This is a genomic window from Nonomuraea ferruginea (assembly GCF_039540635.1).
GTDB classification, from domain to species: domain Bacteria; phylum Actinomycetota; class Actinomycetes; order Streptosporangiales; family Streptosporangiaceae; genus Nonomuraea; species Nonomuraea ferruginea.
This window is the reverse complement of sequence record NZ_BAABFD010000014.1, coordinates 53,179-73,957: the sequence shown is the minus strand read 5'-3', so window position 1 is coordinate 73,957 and position 20,779 is coordinate 53,179. Positions and strand designations below refer to the sequence as shown.

The window sequence follows — 20,779 nt, the reverse complement described above, 5'->3', positions numbered from 1 at the left end:
GGCCGCCGGTCAGGACGTGAGGAGCTCCTGGCGGGCCTGGTCGAGCGCGGCGAGCACGGCGCCGCGCAGCACCGGGTTCGGGTCGGTGACGGCGGTGGTGACCACCTGCGGGCGGACCGGGCAGACGCGGGCCACCGCCTCCTCCACCCGCGAGGTGAGCGCCTCTCCCCCGGCGTGACCGACCTCCCCCGCCAGCACCACCAGGCCGGGATCGAGGATCACGCAGACGGCCGCCACGCCCAGGGCGAGCCTGCGGGCTATCTCGTCGAGCAGGGGCTCGCCCTCGGCCCCGGCCGCCACCGCCACCTGGACGCACTGGCCGGCGCTGTCGGCCGCGAACCCGTACCCCTGCGCCAGCTCCGCCACCGCCTCCGCGCTGACCAGCGACTGCAGGCCGCCCGCCAGCGACGGCAGCCGTCCCGGCGCGGTGCGGATGTCCTCCGGCAGCGGCACGCCCGGCACGGGCAGGTAGCCGATCTCGCCCGCGCTGCCCGAGCGGCCGCGGTGGAGCCGGCCGCCGAGCATCACCGCCATGCCCAGGCCTCGGCTGGACCACAGCAGCACGAAGTCGTCGATGCCCCGCGCGGCGCCGTCGGCCCGCTCGGCGATGGCGGCGAGGTTGACGTCGTTCTCGATCGTCACCTCGCGCTTGAGGTCGCCCGCCAGGGCCTCGTGGATGCCTTCGTGCCAGCCCGGCAGGTCGAAGGAGAAGCGCACGTCGCCGCTGCGCGGGTCGACCACGCCGGGAGTGCCGATGACGACGCCGCGCAGCCTGCCCAGGCCGACCTTGGCGCTCCGGCAGGCCTTGGTGATCGCGTCGTGCACGGCGGCGACCGGGTCGGGGTGACTGTCGGGATCGACGGTGACCTGGGAGATCGTGCGGCCGTGGATGTCGGCGACCGCCGTGGAGATCAGCCCGGGACCGACCTCCAGCCCGGCGACGTAGGCGCTGGAGGGGATGACGGAGTAGAGCGCCGCGTTGGGGCCGCGCCCCCCGGCCTGCGCGCCGACCACCTCGACCAGCCCGCGTTCCTCCAGCCGGGCCAGCGTCTGGGAGGCGGTCACCTTGGACAGGCCGGTCAGCTCGCCGATCTGGCCGCGGGTCATCGGCCCGGAGGCCAGCAGCAGCTCCAGAGCGGCCCGGTCGTTGATCTCCCTGAGCAGTCTGGGCACACCAGGCCGTCGCTCCACGCTGAATCCCACCGTCACAATCGAAAAGGTTGTTGCAAGTTTAGCGCTCCCACCCTTGCTTATCGATGCAGGTGAACGCGAGGATTGCTCATGCTCTCCCTCCGCCACCAGGTCGCTCTCCTGGCGATCGGCGTCGTCCTCTTCCTCGACGTGCTGCGGGTGTTCCTCCCGTCGTTGATCACGCTGTTCGGACGGGCCGGGTCGACGGCTCCGGAGCTGATGGGCCTCTACGCGGCCGCCTGGTTCGTGCTCCCGTTCCTGGCGCTGCGGCTGAAGCCGCGCTGGGCCGTGCTGGGCGGCGCGGTCGCGCTGGTGCTGGCCCGCGTGCTCCTGCAGGCCGGCGTCTCGCAGTTGTACGTGGCCTCGGCCGGGGTGAGCGCCGGCCTGGTCTTCCTGTACGGATGCGCGCGGACGACGACCCGGGCGGCGGCGCCGGTGGGGATCATCGGCGGAGTGGCCTGCTCGGTGCTCGGCCACCTGCTGCTCGACGGGGTGGACCTGGTGTGGCGATCCGGGCTCCTGGCGTGGGCGGCGGTGCTGGGGCTGTGCGCCGCGTTCCTGGTGCTGACCCGTACAGCGGGCGCCGACCCGGCCCGCACGGATGCTGACACCCCAGCCCGCACGGAAGGCGCCGACCCGGCTGGTGACACCTCAGCCCGGGCGGGTGGCGACGGCGGGCTCGCGCCTGCCGGGACCTGGTTCCTGGTCGGGCCGGTGCTGCTGCTCGCCGGGATGGCGGCCACCGGCTACGCGAAGGCGGCCGTCGGGCCGAGCGTGATCGGCTGGGACGCGCTCCTTCAGGTGGCGGCGCTGGTGGCGGCGACGGTGCTGGCGTCGCGGGTGTCGCACTCCCCCGCCTTCGACGCCGCCGCGGCCGTGCTGCTGGTGTGCTTCACGGTGTTGCTGCTGCTCCCGTCGTCCGGGTCCACAGGGCTGGGGCTGAGCGGCGCCATGGTGCTGCTGTGGACGGGCCCGGTGCTCGCCGCCTCGGCGCAACGGCCGGCGGGCGGGCGGCAGGGGGTCGCGGTGCTCGGCGGCGGGCTGGTGTTCCTGGTGGCGACCTTCGGCTACTACGCCTCGTACGACCTGGACCTGGGCATACCCAACCAGGTCTGGCCGGTCACGGTCGCGGTGGTGGCGGCGGTCGTGGCCGTGCGGCCGGGGCGGCCCCGGCCGCTGGGTCCTCGGGTGCGGCGGCGGGTGTGGCCGGCCGTGGCGGTGGCGGCGGCGCTCATGGTGCTCGTGGCGGCCACCAGCTGGCGGCCGCCGCCCGCGAACCGTCCCCTGGGCGGAGACACGATCAAGCTGGTCGCCTACAACATCCGGATGGGGTTCGGCCTGGACGGACGGCTGTCTCTGGACGACATCGCCGCCTGGACCGCCGCCCAGAAGCCGGACGTGGTGCTGCTCAGCGAGGTGGACCGGGGCTGGCTGCTGAACGGCGGCCACGACGACCTGGCGAGGATCGCCCGCGGCCTGGGCATGCGCTACTACTTCGCCCCGGCCGCCGACAACGTGTGGGGCGACGCCCTGCTCACCAACCTGGTCGTACGCGGCATCCACTCCCATCGGCTGGGCGGGCACGACTACCCGACCGGCGCTCAGGCCCAGGCCATCGTGCTGGGCGTCGGGCCCGACGAGCTCGGCATCGTGAACACCCACCTGCAGGCCCCGGCCGGGCAGGCGCCCGAGGTCGCCGCCATGGTCAGGGCCCTGGCCGCCGGGAGGGACGCCGCCGAGGCGGGCCCGCGCTCGCGGGTGGGCAACAGCCCGATGAGGCCGGTGATCCTGGCCGGGGACCTGAACATCCGGCCCGGTGACCCGGAGATGCGGGTGCTGGAGGGGGCCGGGCTGTCGGACCCGCTGCTCGCGCTCGGCGACCCGCCCACCTCGCCCGCCGACGCCCCCACGGAGCGGATCGACCACGTGCTGATCAGCGACGGGCTGACCGCCGTATCCGCCGAGGCGCCGCGGGTGCCGTTCTCTGATCATCTGCCCGTGGTGGCCACCTTGCGTCTAACCAGTGTTGACCAACAGGGATAATCGATAACATGCGCCTTTCTGCTCGCGTCGACTACGCCCTCCGCGCCGCCGCCGAACTCGCCGCGGCCGGTGCCGGCCCCACCACCGTGGGCGAGCTCGCCAAGGAGCAGGACATGCCGCCCAAGTACTTGGAGAACATCCTCCTGCAGATGCGCCGCGCCGGGCTGGTCCGCGGCCAGCGCGGGCCCGAGGGCGGCTATGTGCTGGCCCGCCCGCCGGCCGACATCTCGCTCGCCGACGTCATCAGGGCCGTCGACGGCCCGCTGGCCAACGTGCGGGGCGAGCGGCCCGAACACGTCGGCTACCGGGGCCCGGCCGAGTCGCTGCAGCAGGTGTGGATCGCGCTGCGGGCGACCGAGCGCGGCATCCTCGAAGAGGTCACGCTGGAGCACGTCGCCTCCGGCCGCCTGCCCGACCGCGTCAGCCAGCTCGCCGCCGACCCCGCCGCCTGGGACTGACCGGCCCGCGGCGCCGCCGTCGCAGGCCCCGTACGGATACCCCGCTCAGGTCCCCGTGCGGCTGACCGTGCTGGTGACCGCCGGTCGGCCCAGCCGGGACGCCTGCCAGAAGAGCACCAGGGCGACCACCTCCACCACGGCCGCGGCCGCCGGGAGCAGGCCCGGCCCGTGCCACTCCAGCACGACACCGCCCAGCGCGCCCCCGCCGGACACGCCCACGTACACCGCGCTGCTGTTGAGCGCCAGCGCCTGCGGCCCGGCGGGACCGGCCAGGGCCAGCAGGCGGACCTGGGCGGGCGGCGGGATCCACCACGACACCCCCGCCCAGAGCGCGAGCAGCGGCAGGAGCGCGAGCAGGGCGAGCGGCCGCAGCCCCCACACGACCGTGAACGCGGCCATGACGGCGCCGAACCCGCAGATCCCCGCGATGAGCGCCCGGTCGGCCCCCCACCGGTCGCCGGCGCGCCCGCCGAGCTGCCCGCCCGCGAACCCGGCCGCCCCCGCCAGCACGAACACCCAGCCGACCTCGACGGGCCCGGCCCCCGCCAGCTCCCGCAGGAACGGGGCCAGGTAGGTCATCACCATCATGCTGCCGAGCACGATCGCCACGATCCCCAGCAGTCCGGCGACCACCTGGGGCCGGGCCAGCGGCGCCAGCCGGTCCCGCAGCGAGCCCTCGGCCGGGTCCGGCGCCACGCGCGGCAGCGTCCGGCGCACGGCCACGAGCGACACCAGGCCGAGCAGCGCGGCGAGCACGAACGTGGCCCGCCAGCCGAACGCGCCGCCCACCCAGGTGCCGATAGGCACGCCCAGCATCAGCGACCCGGTCAGCCCGCCCATGACCAGCGCCAGGTAGCGCCCCTGCCGCCCGGCCGGGGCCTGGGAGGCGGTGATGGCGTACGCGGCGGGCACGACGGCCGCCGCGGCCACCGCCGCCAGTACCCGCAGCCCCATCAGCACGGGGTAGGACGTGACCAGCGCCGCCGCCCCGTTGGCGGCGACGAACAGCAGCAGCGCCCCGGTCATCAGCCCGCGCCGCGGCCATGAGGCGGTCACCACGGACGCCACCGGCGCGGTCAGCGCGAACGCCAGCGAGAAGCCGGTCACCAGTTGCCCGCCCACCGCCTCGCTGACCCCGAGGTCGCGGGAGAGCGCGGGCAGCACCCCGGCGATCACGTAGTCGTCGGTGGCGAAGGTGAACATGGTGAACGTCAGTGCCGCCAGCCAGGCGGGCGCTCGTGTGGACATGGGAACCCCAAAATTAAGGCAACAGTTGTTACCGAGGTAAGGTAACAGTCGTCACCTCAATGACGTCAAAGGGATTATCCGATGGCCAGGACCGCCGATCCCGCCCGCCGGGAGGAACTCCTCGACCGCATCGTCGACTACCTGGCGGAGCGCGGCCTCTCGACGCTGTCCATGCGGCCGCTGGCCGAGCACCTGGGCAAGTCCACCCGCGTGCTGACCCACCACTTCGAGGACAAGGAAGAGCTGCTGTCGGCGACCATGCGACGCCTGGACGAGCGCCACCGGGCCTGGCTGCGCTCGCTGCCCGGCTGGGACGGCTCCGACAGCGTCGGCACGATCGTCCGCCGCACCTGGGAGTTCCAGCTGAGGGAGGAGAACCTGCCGATCGCCCGGCTGATCCACGAGATCGAAGGGCTGGCGGCGGGCGGCCGGCTCGCGGGTCTGGTGCCGGAACTGCTGGCGGACCGGTCGGCGTTCGTGGCGTCGCTGCTCCGCGATCGCGGCGTCCCCGAACGCGACGCGCTGCGCATCTCGACCCTGGTCAACTCCGCCTACACGGGCCTGCAGCTCGACGTCCTCACCACCGGCGAACGCGAGCGCGTCGACGAGGCCCTGCACCAGCTCGCCGACCTGGTCGACGAGTGGGTCGAGGCCGCCGCCCGCTGAGCGGCCGTCACGCCGCGCCCGGCCAGACATGGCGATGGCGCGAGGAGTAGGTCTCGAGCCGCCCGTCCACCACCCAGTAGTGGTGGGAGACCGCGATCCGGGACGCGAGGTCGTACTCCTCGAAACCCAGGTGCTCCGGGGTCACGGTGAACGGGTGCACGGTCTGGCCGGGCGGGAGCCGTCGCAGCTCGGGAACGTAGACCTCGACGACGAAGCTCGATGCCGTGGACGCGGACGCCCCGCCTGCTGAGCGGCAGCGCGATACGGCCGGTGCCCGGTCCGGCCAGCTCGGCGAGGAAGTCGACCGCCGGGCCGTCCAGGCTTCCTAGACTGGACGCATGCCCGAAGGTGATGCCGTCTACCGCACCGCCGCACGGCTGCGGGGGGCGCTCGACGGTCAGGTGCTGACCCGGTCGGAGTTCCGGGTGCCGCGCCACGCCACCGCCGACCTCACCGGGCGGACCGTGCTGGAGACCGTGTCACGGGGCAAGCACCTGCTCACCCGGGTCGAGGGCGGGCTCACCGTGCACACCCACCTGCGGATGGACGGCAGCTGGCAGGTCGCCCCGGCCGGCCGGAGCGTCCCCGGGGGCGACCGGGTGCGGCTGATCCTGGCCAACCGGCAGTGGCAGGCGGTCGGCATACGGCTGGGGATGGTGGACCTGCTGAGGACGGCCGACGAGGGCAAGGTCGTCGGGCATCTGGGCCCCGACCTGCTGGGCGACGACTGGGATCCGGCCGAGGCCGTGCGGCGGCTGAGCCGGGACCCGGACACGACCATCGGCGAGGCGCTGCTCGACCAGCGCAACCTGGCCGGGATCGGCACGATCTACCGCGCGGAGACGCTTTTCCTGCGCGGCGTATGGCCGTGGCGGAGGGTCGGGGACGTCGGGGACCTGGAAGGGCTCGTCACACTGGCTCAGAGGCTGCTGGCGGCCAACAGGCATCACGCGGGCACGGTGACCACGGGAGACCGCCGCCCGGCGCATCAGACCTGGGTCTACGGCAGGGCGGGAAGACCCTGTCGCCGCTGCGGGACCCGCATCAGCCGTGGCGAGATGGGGACAGGACCGCAGGAGCGGCTCATCATGTGGTGCGGCGGCTGTCAGCCGGGCTAGGCAGCCACCATGTCCTTGACTTCGGGGAAGACGGTGTCGGAAATCGATCCTGGGACCGAGTCGGGAACCGCGATGCGCTCGTGCTCGGGCGCGTCGGCCAGCACGGGAGCGGCCTGAAGCTCCGCCAGCGCGAACTGATCGGAGACCTCACGCAGGACCTGCGAGAGCGGAACCCCGAGCGCGCCGCAGATCGACGCGAGCAGCTCGGAGGACGCCTCTTTCTGGCCCCGCTCCACCTCGGACAGGTAGCCGAGTGAGACGCGCGCCAGCGTGGACACCTCTCGGAGTGTGCGTCCCTGCCGCACGCGCAACCGCCTCAGCACGTCTCCGAGCAGCTGACGCAGCAAAATCATCTGTCGCTCCCTCCCCGGAGTGGATGGCTTCACCACGCTCCGCGCGATCGAGTCGTGCCGCCCGTCTTTCTTCTTCGCTTCGTACATACTCCTCGCCGTCATTGCCGGGCGTCTCCGCCCCTGGCCCGCCGCTCGTGACTCATCAGGCCCGCCTGCCGGGCGCTCGCTGCTTGCAGTTGGCTCACGGACCTCACTCACAGCTCCACCGTACCCGCATCGACCGACACCGCGTCAGACCGTGCTTCGCATGTTCGCTGGGGACGTAACACGGTAATCATCCGGAATGTTCCCCTTTGTTGTCCTTAAGCACACTTGCTAGTAGATCAATAGCCTCGTCCATCGTCTCTACCCTGATACGTTCACGCGACCCCTTAAGGCTCAACCGTCGGCCCCACACCTGTCCGCCCGGTCCGCTCACCGCCGCGAAGACCGTGCCGACCGGCTGGCCGTCCTGCGGCTCCGGCCCGGCCACCCCCGTGACCGCCACCCCGTACGTGGCCTCGCACAAGCGCGCCACCCCGGCCGCCATCGCCGCGGCGACCTCCGGATGCACCGCCCCCTCGCGGCGCAGCAGATCCCCCGGCACGCCCAGCAGCCGTTGCTTCAGGTCGGTGGCATAGGAGATCACCCCGCCCTTGAAGACCCGGGACGACCCCGGCACCAGCGTGAACGTCGCCCCGATGAGCCCGCCGGTGAGCGACTCGGCCACGGCGACAGTGGCCTCCTGGCTCGCCAGCGACTCCAGCACCTGCGTGACCTCGGCCATGATCCTCACTCCCCGCGCGCACGCCTCGCCATCCCGCGCAGCCTGATCGCGCGGATGACGTAATCGACCCCCGTCGCCACCGTGACCACGAGCGCCGCCCCCATCACCGTCTCCCGCAGCGCCTCCGGCACCCACGGCACCAGGTAGAGCGCGATGGCGGCGATCTGCAGGACGGTCTTGACCTTGCCGCCGTAGCTCGCCGGGATGACCGCCAGCCTGATCAGCACCAGCCGGAGCAGCGTGATGCCCAGCTCACGGCCGAGGATCACGATCGTGACCCACCACGGCAGCTCGCCCAGCAGCGACAGGCACACCAGCGCGGCCCCGGTCAGCGCCTTGTCGGCGATCGGGTCGGCGATCTTGCCGAAGTCGGTGATGAGGCCGTAGCGCCTGGCCAGCTCACCGTCGAGATGATCGGTGAACGACGCCACCGCGAAGACCGCCAGCGCGGCCAGCCGCCAGCCCATGCCCGGCAGGAACAGGCAGACGACGAAGAACGGGACGAGCGCCAGCCGCAGGACCGTGAGGACGTTGGCGATGTTCCACGGACTCACCGCGCGGCGCTCGTCTCTGGTCATGGACCGGCGGCCTTGATCCGAGCGATGAGGTCGACGCCCTCGGCGTCGACGACCATGGCGCGGACGAGCTCGCCCGGCACCAGGCCGATGCCCTGGACGGTGACCGATCCGTCGACCTCGGGACCCTGGTGGGCGGCCCTGCCCTCGTAGCCGCCGTCGCCGAGGTCCTCGTCGATGAGCACGTCGACCTCGGTGCCGATCCGGTCCTCGGCGCGCTGCGCCGTCAGCTCCTCGGCCAGCTCGGTGAGCACCCGCACGCGCTCGTCGACGACCTCCTGGGCCAGCTTGCCGTCGAAGCCCGCGGCTTCGGTGCCGTCTTCGTCGGAATAGCCGAACACGCCGATGACGTCGAGCCTGGCCGCCTCCAGGAAGGAGACGAGCTCGCCGAACTCCTCCTCGGTCTCGCCGGGGAAGCCGACGATGAAGTTGGAGCGCACCCCCGCCTCCGGCGCCCGCTCGCGGATGCTCTCCAGCAGGCCGAGGAAGCGCTCGGGATCGCCGAAGCGGCGCATCCGCCGCAGCACCCCGCCGCTGGCGTGCTGGAAGGACAGGTCGAAGTAGGCGGCGACGCCGTCGGTGCCGGCGATCACGTCGATCAGCCCCGGCCGCAGCTCGGCCGGCTGGAGGTAGCTCGCCCGCACCCGGGAGACGCCCTCGACGGCCGCCAGCCTCGGCAGCAGCTTCTCCAGCGCCCGCAGGTCGCCCAGATCCTTGCCGTAGGACGTGGAGTTCTCGCTCACCAGCACGAGCTCGCGCACGCCGCGGTGGGACAGCCAGTCGGCCTCGGCCACCAGCTCGTCGGGGTGGCGGGACACATAGGCGCCGCGGAAGGCGGGGATGGCGCAGAACGTGCAGCGCCGGTCGCAGCCCGAGGCGAGCTTGAGCGAGGCCACCGGGCTCTCGTCGAGCCGCTTGCGCAGCACCCGCGGGCCGCTCGCGGGCGCCAGCCCGTCGGGCAGGTCGCCGTGGCCGGGGATGGCGCCGCGGGGGGCGGCGGCCCGGTCGACCGGCGTGATGGGCAGCAGGAGGCGGCGGTCACGCGGCGTGTGCGGCGTGAGCGCGCGCCCGGCGAGCACGTCGTCGAGACGCCCGCCGATGTCGGTGTAGTCGTCGAAGGAGATGACCGCGCTGGCCTCGGGCAGCGCGTCGGCGAGCTCGTTGCCGTAGCGCTCGGCCATGCAGCCCGCGGCGACCACCTTGGCCCCCGAGTCGGCGGCGGCCAGCAGGGTGTCGATCGAGTCCTTCTTCGCCGACTCGATGAAGCCGCACGTGTTGACCACGACGACATCCGGGTCGTCGTCGTCGAGCTGCCAACCGGCAGCCTCGAGTCGCGCGGCCAGCTCCTCGGAGTCGACCTCGTTGCGGGCGCAGCCCAGCGTGATCAGCGATGCGGTTCGGCGGGATGACATGGTGACACTACGGTATCGGCAGTTGGCCACCACACGATGCAGGGGTTACCGAGCTGGTGGTTTCCCCGGGCCGAACGACCGGCGCACCTTCTCCCCCCGCTCCCCCACAGCGCCCAGGTTCTTGCCGTTGACCTGCACCGACACGGCTCCGGCGTCACCCACCTCGAAGTCGATCCGGCTCTGCGCCCGCCAGGTGGCGCTGCTGCCCGCCTTGAGGCTGCCGTCGAACAGCCGGCGCCCCTTGGCGTCGCGCACCGTCATGCGGGCCCGCCGCTTCGCCTCGACCGTGACCTCGACCGTGTTCTTGCCCGCCATGGCCACGGCGGACGGCCCCTCGGTGAACGGCGAGTTCGGCGGCACGGTGGCCGCCGGCCGCTCCCCGCGGGCGGTGCGGACCTGGTCGGACGCGCCGCCCAGGACCTTGACCACGCCGAACACGACCACCACGGACAGCGCGACCGCCAGCGCCGGGGCCCAGCCGGGCCCCCGCCGCTCGGACATCTTGATGATGCGGTCGGCCTGGAACACCGCCGCCGCCCGCACCGGCTGCGGCGCACCGCCGTGCAGCTGGTCGTAATGGTGCACCACGGCCTCGGGATCGAGCCCCACGGCCGCCGCGATGGTCTTGACGTGCCCCCTGATGTAGAAATCGCTTCCGGACTCGGCGAACTCGTCACGCTCGAGCGCGTTGATGATCGCCTCTCGGATACGCGTGATCTTGCTCAGCTGCTCGACAGTCAACCCCGAAGACTGCCGAGCCGCCGCCAATATGGCTCCGATGCTCTGCTCCTGCACGACAACCGCCTCCCCACGACGGAGCGTAGTTGCTCCTATTCAAGCAGTAAGTGGCAGGGAAGTGGCCATTGGGGTCATTCGCCACGCAGGTCGGCTAGCAATCCGGGCAGATCATCTGGTTTCACCAGCACCTCGCGAGCCTTGGAACCCTCGCTGGGACCGACCACTTCGCGGCTCTCCAGCAGGTCCATCAGCCGCCCGGCCTTCGCGAAGCCGACGCGCAGCTTGCGCTGCAGCATCGAGGTCGAGCCGAACTGGGTGGTGACGATCAGCTCGGCGGCCTGGATGAGCAGGTCGAGGTCGTCGCCGATGTCCTCGTCGATCTCCTTCTTGGCGCCGGCCGCGACGGTCACGTCATTGCGGTACTCCACCTGCATCTGCTGCTTGCAGTGGTTGACGATCTCGGCGATCTCCTTCTCGGAGACGAACGCGTTCTGGATCCGGATCGGCTTGCTGGCCCCCATCGGCAGGAACAACGCGTCACCCTGGCCGACCAGCTTGTCGGCGCCCGGCTGGTCGAGGATGACCCGCGAGTCGGTCAGCGAGGACACCGCGAACGCCAGCCGGGACGGCACGTTGGCCTTGATCAGGCCGGTGACGACGTCCACGCTCGGCCGCTGGGTGGCGATGACCAGGTGGATGCCCGCCGCGCGGGCGAGCTGGGTGATGCGGACGATGGAGTCCTCCACGTCGCGCGGCGCCACCATCATCAGGTCGGCCAGCTCGTCCACGATCACCAGCAGGTACGGATAGGGCTGGTAGACGCGCTCGCTGCCGGGCTGCGGGACGAGCTTGCCGGCCCGTACCGCCTTGTTGAACTCGTCGATGTGGCGGAACCCGCTGGCCGCCAGGTCGTCGTAGCGGCGGTCCATCTCGCCCACCACCCATTCGAGGGCCTCGGCGGCCTTCTTCGGGTTGGTGATGATCGGGGTGATCAGGTGGGGGATGCCCTCGTACACGCTCAGCTCGACCCGCTTGGGGTCGACGAGCACCATGCGCACCTCGTCGGGGGTGGCGCGCATGAGGATCGAGGTGATCAGCCCGTTGACGCAGACGGACTTGCCCGCGCCGGTGGCGCCGGCGATGAGCAGGTGGGGCATCTTGGCCAGGTTGGCCACGATCGTGCGGCCCTCGACGTCCTTGCCCAGCCCGACGATCATCGGGTGGTGGTCGGCCTGCGCCACCTGGGCGCGGAGCACGTCGCCGAGCGCGACCAGGTCCTTGTCGGCGTTCGGGATCTCCACCCCGATCGCCGACTTGCCGGGGATCGGGGACAGGATCCGAACATCGGCCGATTTAACGGCATAGGCGATGTTCTTGGTCAGCGCGGTGACCTTCTCCACCTTCACCGCGGGCCCCAGCTCGATCTCGTAGCGGGTCACGGTCGGCCCTCGGGTGAACCCGATCACCTGGGCGTCGATGGTGAACTGCTCCAGCACGCTGGTCAGCGCGTTCACCACGACCGTGTTGGCCTTGGTCTGCGGCTTGGGCGCGGTGCCCTGCTTGAGATGCTGCAGGTCAGGCAGTTGGTACGGGCCCGCCTGCGGGGAGAGCACGAGCTGCTCGACCTTGCGCGGCGCCGGGGTGGGCTGCGGCGGCTCCGGCTGCTTGACCGGCGCCGGCGGCGGCTCCTCCTCGTCCATGAGCCCCGGGACGATCTCCGGCGAGTGGTCCTCGCGCTTCTCCTTCTCCGACAGGACGGGCGTGTCGTACGGTTTGACCGACTCCTCGCCCTCGGCGGCGGGCTTCTTCGGCCGCCCGCGCTTCTTCGGCTGCGGCGCGGGCCTGCCCTCCGGCGTCTGGCGCTCGAAGAGCATGTGGCGCAGCTCGGCCAGCCGCTCCGGGATGCGGTGGACGGGCGTGGCCGTGATCACCAGCACGCCGAACCCCGACAGGATCAGCAGCAGCGGGATCGTGATCCACGGCGGCAGGATGCTCATCGGCGGCGCCGACACGATGAACCCGATCATGCCGCCCGCCTGCGACACCTTCTCCATCGTGTTGTTCGCGTCGCCCGCGGGATAAGGGGTGCCGTTGGCGACGTGGATCACCCCGAGGACGCCGACGAGCAGCGCGCTCCACCCGATCACCATCCGGCCGGTGTCGGCGTTCTGGTCGGGGTGGCGCAGGTAACGCCAGGCCAGCAGGCCGAACAGCAGCGGCAGCGCCCACGCCAGCGAGCCGAACACGGCGTGCACGACGGTGTGGACGACCTCGGAGACGCCGCTCCTGGTGTCGCGCCAGGTCATCGCCGCCAGCACGATGGCGCCGGCGAGGACCGCCAGCCCCACGCCGTCGCGGCGGTGGACCGGGTCGAGCTCTCTGGCGTTCTTGCCCAGGGCGCGGGCGGTGCTGCCGATGCCGTTGGCGAGCAGCATCCACAGGCCGACGACCAGCTTGCCGATCATGGTGAAGACCCAGCTGATCGGGTCCTGATGGGTCATCGGGGGTTTACGGGCCGGCCCCGCCCCCTTCGCCCTGGGCCGCCCCGTGGACGCGGCGCCCCGTTTCGCGGGGGTCGAGCGAGACGAGGGCGACCGCTTCGCCGGACCCTTCGATGCGCTTTTCGGCGTACGGGTGGCCATGTTGCCAAAGGTACGTCGGATACCCCCGAGAAAGCACCGGGACGCGCCGGGCCACCGCCGGATCGTGTCGAAAGACTTCCCCGGCACCAGCCGGCTGGTGACCAACCTCGGCCTTCTTCCCAAGTGCAGGGAGCGCGGGCTCCCGGTCTGCCACCCTGAGAGTGACCGAACTGCCACATCGAGTGATGTTCTAGGACGCACAGTGGAGACGACCCGGGTGTCGAGCACCTCCTTCGACGGCACTCCCCATGCCCCGGCGGCGGCGCGACGGTTCGTCCGCCAGGTGCTCGGCGAGTGGAGCCTGAGCCATCTGGCGGAGGACGCCGTGCTGCTGACCAGCGAACTCGTCACCAACGCGGTGGTGCACGTCGGCACCGGCGTCGAGCTGACCTGCCGGTTGGACGCCGAGGCGGTGCCGCCCAAACTCGAGATCGAGGTCGACGACCAGCAGCCCGGCCGGACCGTCCTGGACGTGCCGCCTCCCGCCGAGGAGATGGCCACCTCCGGGCGCGGCCTGGCGCTGGCGGGCATGCTGGCCGACGCCTGGGGCGTCACGTACACCAGGAGCGCGAAGCGGGTCTGGGTGCGGATGGAGCTCGCCGACGCCCAGGAGCCGTGCCCGCCCTCGATCCCGGCGCCGCGCGAGCCCGTGGACGCGCTGCGGGTGGCGGTGCTGGTCGCCGACGCGGGCGGGCGGGTGATCTCGTGGAACGCCGACGCCGAGGCCCTGCTCGGCTGGACGGCGCGGCAGGCGGCGGGCCGGCCGCTGGAGGACCTGGTCGACTGGGACGGTCACGGCCCCGACGCGCCGGCCCTGTCCGACGCGCTCGCGCTGGGCCGCTGGCGCGGGGAGTCGCGGATGCGCCACCGCGACGGGCGGCTGGTCCCCGTCTACGTCTCCCACCTGCGCACCGGGGGCAGGCCGGAGCACCGGAGGGCGATCTGGATGGTGGTGGGCGGCGACCACGGGTTCGTGCTGGCCTCGCCGCCCTCACCCGCCAGGCGGGAGGCCGGCCGGCGCATCAAGGACCTGCTCGACCGCGACCGCCCGCTCGCCGAGCTGCTCGACACGATCGCGCGGATCGTCCAGCTTTCCAGCGCCGGCGACGCCGCGTACGTGCTGCTGCGCGCCGACTCCGGCAACAGGTTCGGGGTGGCGGCGGGGGCGGGTGAGGCGGCGGGGCTGGTGGGCGTGGTCGCGGCGGGCGTGTTCGCCCCCGACCGGCGCGCGCCGGCGGTGGTGGACGACCTGCTCGCCGCCGACGTCGAGCTGGCCCAGCGGCTGCGGGCCAGGTCGCTGGCGTGCGCGCCTCTGGTGGTGGCGGGCGAGGTGATCGGCCACCTGGCGGTGACCGCCGCCGAGCCGGGGCGGTTCGACCAGGACCTGGCCGCGAGCCTGCGGCACATCGCCGACCAGGTGGCCGGCACCGTGCAGCGGGAACGGCTGGCCGAGCAGGACCGGGCGCACCGGGGTCGGCTGTCGTTCCTCGCCGAGGCGGGCGAGCTGCTCGCGGGCGTGCACGACGAGGAGCTGCTCGCGGCGCTGGCCGCGCAGCTCGTGGTGCCCAAGATCGCCACCTGGGCGGCGGTCTACCTGACCGACCTGGCGGGCATGACGCGGCTTGCGCACGTGTGGCACCGGGAGGAGCGGCACAACGCCGAGCTGCGCACGTCGCTGCCCGCCCTCCCGCGCACGCCGCTGAGCGAGGTCACCTGGCCGGTCGGCCGCGGGAACGTGCTGTCGTTCCCGCTGCTGACCCAGGGCAGGGCCCATGGCACGCTGGTGATCGGCCGGAGCGAGCCGACGCTGCCGCTGGAGCTGGCCGAGCTGCTGGCCGACCTGTGCCGCCTGATCGCGCTCAACCTGCACACCGCGATGCTCTACACCCGCCAGGCCACCACCTCCAAGGCGCTGCAGCGCAACCTGCTGCCGGTGCGGATGGCGCCGATGCCCGGCCTGGAGTCCGCGGTCGTGTACGAGCCGGCCGAGGAGGGCGCGCACGTCGGCGGCGACTTCTACGACCTGTTCACCGTGGCCGACCACTGGTGCTTCGCCCTCGGCGACGTCTGCGGCAGCGGGCCGGAGGCGGCCGCCGTCACCGGGCTCGCCAGGCACGCCGTGCGGCTGCTCGCGAAGGAGAACTACACCGTGGCCGACATCCTGGACCGGCTCAACCGGACGCTGCTGGAGGAGGACGAGGAGGGCCGGTTTCTCAGCCTGCTGTGCGGGGAGCTGACGCCGCTGCCGCGGGGCGGGGCGCGGTGCACGATCGCCTCGGCCGGGCACGTGCCGCCGCTGCTGCTGCACACCGACGGCGAGGTGGAGCAGGTGGCCTCGCCGCAGCTGCTGCTCGGCGTCGAGCACGGCGTGCGGTTCTTCGTGGAGTCGTTCGAGCTCGCGCCCGAGGAGGTGCTGCTGTGCGTCACCGACGGGGTGACCGAGCGGCGCGACGGCAAGCGGCTGCTCGACGACGACGACGGGCTGTCCAGGCTGCTGTCGGGCTGCACCGGGCTGAGCGCCCACGCCGTCGCCGAGCGGGTGCGGCAGGCGGTCCACTCCTTCGCCGGCGCCCCGTCGAGGGACGACGTGGCGCTGCTGGTGCTGCGGGCTACGCCGGCTCTCCCCTGATCAACCCGGGAAGCGGTAGGTGGTGGTGGAGGCGCGGACCTCGCCGGGGCGCAGCACGGTCGAGGGGAACGCCGGCTGGTTGGGCGAGTCGGGGAAGTGCTGCGTCTCCAGGCAGAACCCGGCGTGCGGGCCGTATGGAGTGGCGTCGCCGTCGAGCATGCCGCCCGCGTAGAACTGGACGCCGGGCTCGGTGGTGGTGACCTCCATGGTGCGTCCGCTGCCCGGCTCGGTCACGGTGATGTCGCCGTTCAGGACGAAGCAGTGGTCGTAGGCGCCGTCGAAGCGCTCGCCGATCGCGTGGGGGGTGGTGAAGTCGAACACGGTGCCCTTGACCGGGGCCGCCTCGCCGGTGGGGATCTTGTCGCCGTCGACGGGCAGGTAGTGGTCGGCCGCCATGCGGACCAGGTGGCCGAGCACGTCGCCGCCGCCGGCCAGGTTGAAGTAGGAGTGGTTGGTCAGGTTGACCACGGTGGGCGCGTCGGTCTCGGTGGTGTAGTCGATGCGCAGCGCGTCGCCGTCGAGCGTGTAGGTGACGGAGGCGGCGAGCGTGCCAGGGTAGCCCTGGTCGCCGTCGGGGCTGACGAGCGCGAGCGTGATGGCCGAGCCGGTGACGTCGCGGATCGTCCAGACCTTGCTGTCGAAGCCCTCGGTGCCGCCGTGGAGGCTGTTGGGCCCGTTGTTGACGGGCAGGTGGTACTCGACGCCGTCGAGCGTGAAGCGGCCGCCCGCGATGCGGTTGCCGTAGCGGCCGACCACGGCGCCGAAGTAGCGGCTGCGGGTCAGGTAGTCGTCCAGGGTCGGCAGGCCGAGCACCACGTTGACGCCGTCGACCTCAAGCGTTTGCAGGATGGCCCCGTACGAGAGCACCGCCGCGCGCAGGCGCCCCGAGGTCAGTTCGTGGCGCTCGACGCGCTCCCCCGAGGGCAGCGTTCCGAAGTTCATGTGTGGGCCTCTCCCGTAGATTCGCGGACGATCAGGCTCGTCTCCAGCACGGTGACGCCGCTGGTGGCCTCGGAGTCGACCGAGCCGAGCAGCAGGTCGACGGCGATGCGTCCGGCGGCGGCGGTGGGCATCGCGATGGTGGTCAGCTTGGGGCGGCTCAGGCGGCCGGGCACGATGTCGTCGACGCCGATCACGCTGATCTCCCCGGGCACGTCGACCCCCCGCTCGGCCAGCCCTTCGATCAAGCCTATGGCGACCAGGTCGTTGTAGGCGAGCACCCCGGTGGCGCCGGAGGCGATCACGTCGGTGACGGCGGCCAGGCCGCCGAGCTCGGTGGGCGGGTTGGGGCCGAGGAAGGTGACGTCGGCCTCGCTCATGGCGGCGGCGGCCGCCTGCATCTCCTTGCTGGTCCAGGACCCGCTGGGCCCGGTCACCAGGGCGAGCCTGCGGTGGCCGAGGCCGGTGAGGTGCTCGACGGCGAGTCTGACCCCGCGCCCGACGTCCATGAGCACCGTCGGCATGCCTTTGACCCTGCGGTTCACCACGACGAACGGCACCTCTTCGCGCAGTCGCTCGATCGTCTTGTTGGTCAGCCGGGGGCTGCACAGCAGCACGCCGTCGACCTGCTTGGTGAGGGTCTGGATCAGCTCCTCCTCGACCTGCGGGTCCTCGTCGGTGTCGGCCACGAACACGTGGTAGTCGCGGAGCCTGGCCTGCGCCTGGGCCGCTTTGATGAGCGGCGGGAAGAACGGGTTGGCGATGTCGGCCACGATCAGGCCGATGTTGTGGGTGCGCCCCGTGGTCAGCGCGCGGGCGGCCCGGTTGGGCCGGTAGCCGAGATCCTCGGCGACGGCGAGCACGCGGGTGCGCGTGACGGGGTTGACCAGATGGGGGGCGGAGAAGGCGCGCGACACCGTGGAGACGTGTACGCCTGATGCCTCCGCCACGTCACGAATGGTCACCGCCACGCTGGGCCTCCGAGCATGCCAAGTACATTAATGCAAGCGCTTGTATCGCTGTCAACGGGCCTCTTTCGCGAGGGCCGAGCGCCGAAAACTCATGCTACCGCGCATGAGGCCAGCGGCGACACCGCAGGCTGAGACGAGTCGGCTTGACGTTCTGCCGACGGCACCTCAATACTTTTTGCAACCGGTTGCGGTAATGACCCCTGCGGAAGGGTGAACGAGCGATGACACGAACACTGGTGACGGGCAGCGCCGGAAGGCTGGGGCGAAGCCTGGTCACCTCGCTGGCGCAGGCGGGTCACGAAGTGATCGGCGTCGACGTCACCGCCGGCACCCCGGACGACGCGGCGGCCACCCTCCCGGCCGACCTCACCGACCTGGGCGAGGCGTACGACGTGATGGCGCGGTTCCGGCCCGACGTCGTGGTCCACCTGGCGGCCATCGCGACCCCGTTCAGCCGTACCGAGGGCGTGATCTTCCGCACCAACACGCAGCTGGCGTTCAACGTGTGCGAGGCGGCGAGCAACGCGGGCGTGGGCCGGGTGGTGGTGGCCAGCAGTCCCACGGTGATCGGTTACGGGTCGCCTTCCGGCTGGGCGCCGAGCTATCTGCCGATCGACGAGGACCACCCGACGTCGCCGTGGAACGCCTACAACCTGTCCAAAGTGGTCGCCGAGCAGACGATGGCGTCGTTCGCGCGCAGCTCGCGGACGCGGTTCGCGGCGGTGCGGCCGTGCTTCGTGGTGGCGCCCGAGGAGTGGGCGGGGGCGCCCACCCAGTCGGGCCACACGATCCTGGAGCGCCTGGACCTGCCGGAGATCGCCGGTGTCTCGCTGTTCAACTACATCGACGCCAGGGACGCCTCCGATATGATCGCCACCCTCATCGAGCGGCTGCCCGGCCTGCCCAGCGGCGAGGTGTTCTTCGCCGGCGCGGCCGACGCGCTGGCCCGCCGCCCCCTCGCGGAGCTGCTCCCCGCCGTGATGCCCGGCACGAGCGAGCACGCGCCCGCGCTCACCGACACTCTTCCCGCGTTCACCTCGGCCAAGGCCGAGCGCATGCTCGGCTGGACCGCCAAGCGCAGCTGGCGCACCGAACTGGAGATCTGATGAACCTCAGCGGAGTCCTCTTCTTCCCCATCACCCCCTTCACCCTGTCAGGCAAGCTCGCCGAGGAGGTGCTGGCCGAGCACATCGGACGGGGGCTCGACCACGGGCCCGGCGGAGTGTTCGCGGCGTGCGGCACCGGCGAGTTCTCCTCCCTGTCGGAGGCCGAGCACGCCGCCGTCGTCCGGGTCGCCGTCGAGACGGCGGCCGGCCGGGCGCCGGTGTTCGCCGGCGCGGGCGGGCCGCTCGGCGCCGCGCTCGCGCAGGCCGGGGCGGCGCGCGAGGCGGGCGCGGACGGCCTGCTGCTGATGCCGCCCTACCTGGCCAAGGGCACCTCGGAAGGGTTCGTCGCGTACGTGCGGGAGATCGCGGCGATCCTGCCAGTGATCATCTACCAGCGCGGCTCGGTGGTGCTCACCCCCGAGCAGGTGGTCGAGCTGGCCCGGGTGCCCGGCGTGGTCGGGCTGAAGGACGGCCTGGGCGACATCGACCTCATCCAGCGCTCGATGCTGGCCGTGCGCAAGGAGGTGGGCGACGGCTTCACGTTCTTCAACGGCCTGCCGACGGCCGAGCTCACCATGGGGGCCTACCGGGGCCTCGGCGTCGAGCTGTACTCCTCGGCGGTCTTCGCCTTCGCGCCCGACATCGCGACCGCGTACCTGAACGGCGAGCACCGGCTGCTGACCGAGTTCTACGAGCCGCTCGTCCGGCTGCGCTCGAAGGTGCCCGGGTACGCGGTCGCGCTGGTCAAGGCCGGGGTGCGGCTGGGCAGCCTGGACGTGGGGCCGGTCCGGCCGCCGCTGGTCGACGCCGCGCCCGAGGACGTGGCGGAGCTGGAGTCGCTGATCAAGCACGGACGCTCGCTGATCGGCACGCCGTGATCCGCGACCTCACGGTCACCCCGCGCACGGTCGCGCTGCGCCGTCCGTGGGGGCCCGACGTGCCCGCCAACCACGTCCTGGTCGTCGAGGTGACGCTCGCCGACGGGCGGGTGGGCACCGGGTTCTCCTGGACTCCGCAGATCGGCGCGCACGCGGTGCGGGCGCTGCTGGAACACGACATCCGCGACGCGCTGATCGGCCTGGACCCGCACCCCGAGGTGGTGTGGGACCGGCTCTGGCGGCACCTGCGCGAGGCCGGGCCCGGCGGGATCACCACGATCGCGCTGGCCGGGGTCGACCTGGCGCTGTGGGACCTGCGCTGCGGCGAGCGCGGCCTGGTGGACGTGCTGGGCCGGCGCAGGGAGTCCGTCCCGGTGTACGGGAGCGGGGTGAACCTGCACTACCCGCTGGACGAGCTGGTGGCGCAGGCGGGCCGGTGGAAGGCCGCCGGCTACCCCGCCGTCAAGATCAAGGTGGGCCGGCCGGACGTGCGCGAGGACGTGGCGCGGGTGGCCGCCGTCCGCGAGGTGATCGGCCCGGACACGCTGCTGATGGTGGACGCCAACCAGCGCTGGGACCTGCACACCGCCCGGCGCGCCGCCGACGCGCTGGCCCCGTACGGCCTGCACTGGCTGGAGGAGCCGCTGCCGGCCGACGACGTGGCGGCGCACGTGGAGCTGCGCCGGTCGGCGCACGTGCCGATCGCGGTCGGCGAGAACGTCTACACGGTCTACGGCTTCCGCGACCTGCTGGCCGCCGGGGCCTGCGACGTCGTGCAGCCGAACGTGGTGAGGGTCGGCGGCATCACCCCGTTCCTGCGCATCGCCGAGCTGGCCCGCGCCTTCGACGTGCCGGTCTACCCGCACCTGCTGTCGGACCTGTCGGGGCAGCTGGCGCTCTCGCTACCGCTGCCGTCCATGGCCGAGGACGTCGAGGACGCCTCGTTCGCCGCGCTGGGGCTGCTCGCCGAGCCGTACCCTGTCCGGGTGGACGGCGCGGAGCTGCGCGCCGGCGAGCACCGGGGCCTCGGCCTCCGCTGGAGGTGA

General features: G+C 72.4%; 19 protein-coding genes. 8 read left to right on the top strand and 11 right to left on the bottom strand.

Annotation, left to right across the window (positions count from 1 at the left end; translation table 11 throughout):
• Positions 1 to 9 precede the first annotated feature (9 nt).
• A complete protein-coding gene (locus tag ABD999_RS25740) occupies positions 10 to 1,191 on the bottom strand; it encodes an ROK family transcriptional regulator (RefSeq protein WP_148034846.1) in 1,182 nt (393 codons plus the stop codon).
• A 90-nt stretch (positions 1,192 to 1,281) separates the two neighbouring features.
• Here ABD999_RS25740 and ABD999_RS25735 point away from each other — a divergent pair, with 90 nt between their 5' ends.
• Both ABD999_RS25735 and ABD999_RS25730 read left to right on the top strand, forming a co-directional pair.
• A complete protein-coding gene (locus tag ABD999_RS25735) occupies positions 1,282 to 3,234 on the top strand; it encodes an endonuclease/exonuclease/phosphatase family protein (protein ID WP_271278664.1) in 1,953 nt (650 codons plus the stop codon).
• Positions 3,235 to 3,242: 8 nt separating this feature from the next.
• Positions 3,243 to 3,692, top strand: coding sequence for an RrF2 family transcriptional regulator (locus tag ABD999_RS25730; RefSeq protein ID WP_148033555.1), 450 nt, complete (start codon positions 3,243 to 3,245; stop codon positions 3,690 to 3,692).
• A gap of 45 nt (positions 3,693 to 3,737) precedes the next feature.
• Here ABD999_RS25730 and ABD999_RS25725 read toward each other — a convergent pair whose 3' ends face one another.
• A complete protein-coding gene (locus ABD999_RS25725; RefSeq protein ID WP_271278665.1) occupies positions 3,738 to 4,940 on the bottom strand; it encodes an MFS transporter in 1,203 nt (400 codons plus the stop codon).
• Between the two features lie 81 nt (positions 4,941 to 5,021).
• On the opposite strand from ABD999_RS25725, the gene ABD999_RS25720 reads away from it, so the two are divergent.
• Positions 5,022 to 5,606, top strand: coding sequence for a TetR/AcrR family transcriptional regulator (locus ABD999_RS25720; protein WP_271278666.1), 585 nt, complete (start codon positions 5,022 to 5,024; stop codon positions 5,604 to 5,606).
• Between the two features lie 7 nt (positions 5,607 to 5,613).
• Here ABD999_RS25720 and ABD999_RS25715 read toward each other — a convergent pair whose 3' ends face one another.
• A complete protein-coding gene (locus ABD999_RS25715; protein ID WP_271278667.1) occupies positions 5,614 to 5,751 on the bottom strand; it encodes a hypothetical protein in 138 nt (45 codons plus the stop codon).
• A 193-nt stretch (positions 5,752 to 5,944) separates the two neighbouring features.
• Here ABD999_RS25715 and ABD999_RS25710 point away from each other — a divergent pair, with 193 nt between their 5' ends.
• The gene (locus ABD999_RS25710; RefSeq protein ID WP_271278668.1) at positions 5,945 to 6,724 is read left to right on the top strand and encodes a DNA-formamidopyrimidine glycosylase family protein; all 780 of its coding nucleotides are present in this window, start codon (positions 5,945 to 5,947) and stop codon (positions 6,722 to 6,724) included.
• On the opposite strand, the gene ABD999_RS25705 is transcribed toward ABD999_RS25710, so the two are convergent.
• The 6 genes from ABD999_RS25705 to ABD999_RS25680 all read right to left on the bottom strand — a co-directional run bounded on the left by ABD999_RS25705 (position 6,721) and on the right by ABD999_RS25680 (position 13,210).
• Complete coding sequence (locus ABD999_RS25705) at positions 6,721 to 7,077, bottom strand: helix-turn-helix domain-containing protein (RefSeq protein WP_148034847.1); 357 nt, start codon at positions 7,075 to 7,077, stop codon at positions 6,721 to 6,723. The two genes, ABD999_RS25710 and ABD999_RS25705, sit on opposite strands and share 4 nt — an antisense overlap.
• A gap of 274 nt (positions 7,078 to 7,351) precedes the next feature.
• A complete protein-coding gene (locus ABD999_RS25700; RefSeq protein ID WP_148033560.1) occupies positions 7,352 to 7,843 on the bottom strand; it encodes a CinA family protein in 492 nt (163 codons plus the stop codon).
• Positions 7,844 to 7,848: 5 nt separating this feature from the next.
• On the bottom strand, positions 7,849 to 8,421 hold the full coding sequence (pgsA, locus tag ABD999_RS25695) for a CDP-diacylglycerol--glycerol-3-phosphate 3-phosphatidyltransferase (RefSeq protein ID WP_148033561.1): 573 nt from the start codon (positions 8,419 to 8,421) through the stop codon (positions 7,849 to 7,851).
• On the bottom strand, positions 8,418 to 9,830 hold the full coding sequence (rimO, locus tag ABD999_RS25690; RefSeq protein ID WP_148033562.1) for a 30S ribosomal protein S12 methylthiotransferase RimO: 1,413 nt from the start codon (positions 9,828 to 9,830) through the stop codon (positions 8,418 to 8,420). Before rimO ends, pgsA begins: the two co-directional genes overlap by 4 nt.
• A gap of 45 nt (positions 9,831 to 9,875) precedes the next feature.
• Positions 9,876 to 10,625 (bottom strand): helix-turn-helix domain-containing protein, encoded by a 750-nt coding sequence (locus ABD999_RS25685; RefSeq protein WP_261808763.1) that lies wholly within the window; start codon positions 10,623 to 10,625, stop codon positions 9,876 to 9,878.
• Positions 10,626 to 10,699: 74 nt separating this feature from the next.
• Positions 10,700 to 13,210: an FtsK/SpoIIIE family DNA translocase gene (locus ABD999_RS25680; RefSeq protein WP_219544176.1), complete on the bottom strand. Its 2,511-nt coding sequence runs from the start codon at positions 13,208 to 13,210 to the stop codon at positions 10,700 to 10,702.
• A gap of 202 nt (positions 13,211 to 13,412) precedes the next feature.
• On the opposite strand from ABD999_RS25680, the gene ABD999_RS25675 reads away from it, so the two are divergent.
• The gene (locus ABD999_RS25675; RefSeq protein WP_271278669.1) at positions 13,413 to 15,839 is read left to right on the top strand and encodes a SpoIIE family protein phosphatase; all 2,427 of its coding nucleotides are present in this window, start codon (positions 13,413 to 13,415) and stop codon (positions 15,837 to 15,839) included.
• On the opposite strand, the gene ABD999_RS25670 is transcribed toward ABD999_RS25675, so the two are convergent.
• Entirely contained in the window at positions 15,840 to 16,781 is a 942-nt protein-coding gene (locus ABD999_RS25670) for an aldose epimerase family protein (RefSeq protein ID WP_271278670.1), read from the bottom strand. It abuts the gene before it with no gap.
• Positions 16,778 to 17,749, bottom strand: a complete 972-nt coding sequence (locus ABD999_RS25665; protein ID WP_148033567.1) for a LacI family DNA-binding transcriptional regulator — start codon at positions 17,747 to 17,749, stop codon at positions 16,778 to 16,780. The genes ABD999_RS25670 and ABD999_RS25665 overlap by 4 nt, the downstream gene beginning before the upstream one ends.
• 221 nt (positions 17,750 to 17,970) lie before the next feature.
• Between ABD999_RS25665 and ABD999_RS25660 the strand changes: the two genes are divergently transcribed.
• From ABD999_RS25660 to ABD999_RS25650, 3 genes are read left to right on the top strand one after another with little or no spacing between them, the layout of a single operon-like run.
• Positions 17,971 to 18,855, top strand: a complete 885-nt coding sequence (locus ABD999_RS25660; protein WP_219544178.1) for an NAD-dependent epimerase/dehydratase family protein — start codon at positions 17,971 to 17,973, stop codon at positions 18,853 to 18,855.
• Entirely contained in the window at positions 18,855 to 19,733 is an 879-nt protein-coding gene (locus ABD999_RS25655; RefSeq protein ID WP_345482914.1) for a 5-dehydro-4-deoxyglucarate dehydratase, read from the top strand. Before ABD999_RS25660 ends, ABD999_RS25655 begins: the two co-directional genes overlap by 1 nt.
• Positions 19,733 to 20,779 carry a mandelate racemase/muconate lactonizing enzyme family protein gene (locus ABD999_RS25650; RefSeq protein WP_378525166.1) on the top strand — a complete coding sequence of 349 codons (1,047 nt, stop codon included), beginning with the start codon at positions 19,733 to 19,735 and terminating at the stop codon, positions 20,777 to 20,779. The genes ABD999_RS25655 and ABD999_RS25650 overlap by 1 nt, the downstream gene beginning before the upstream one ends.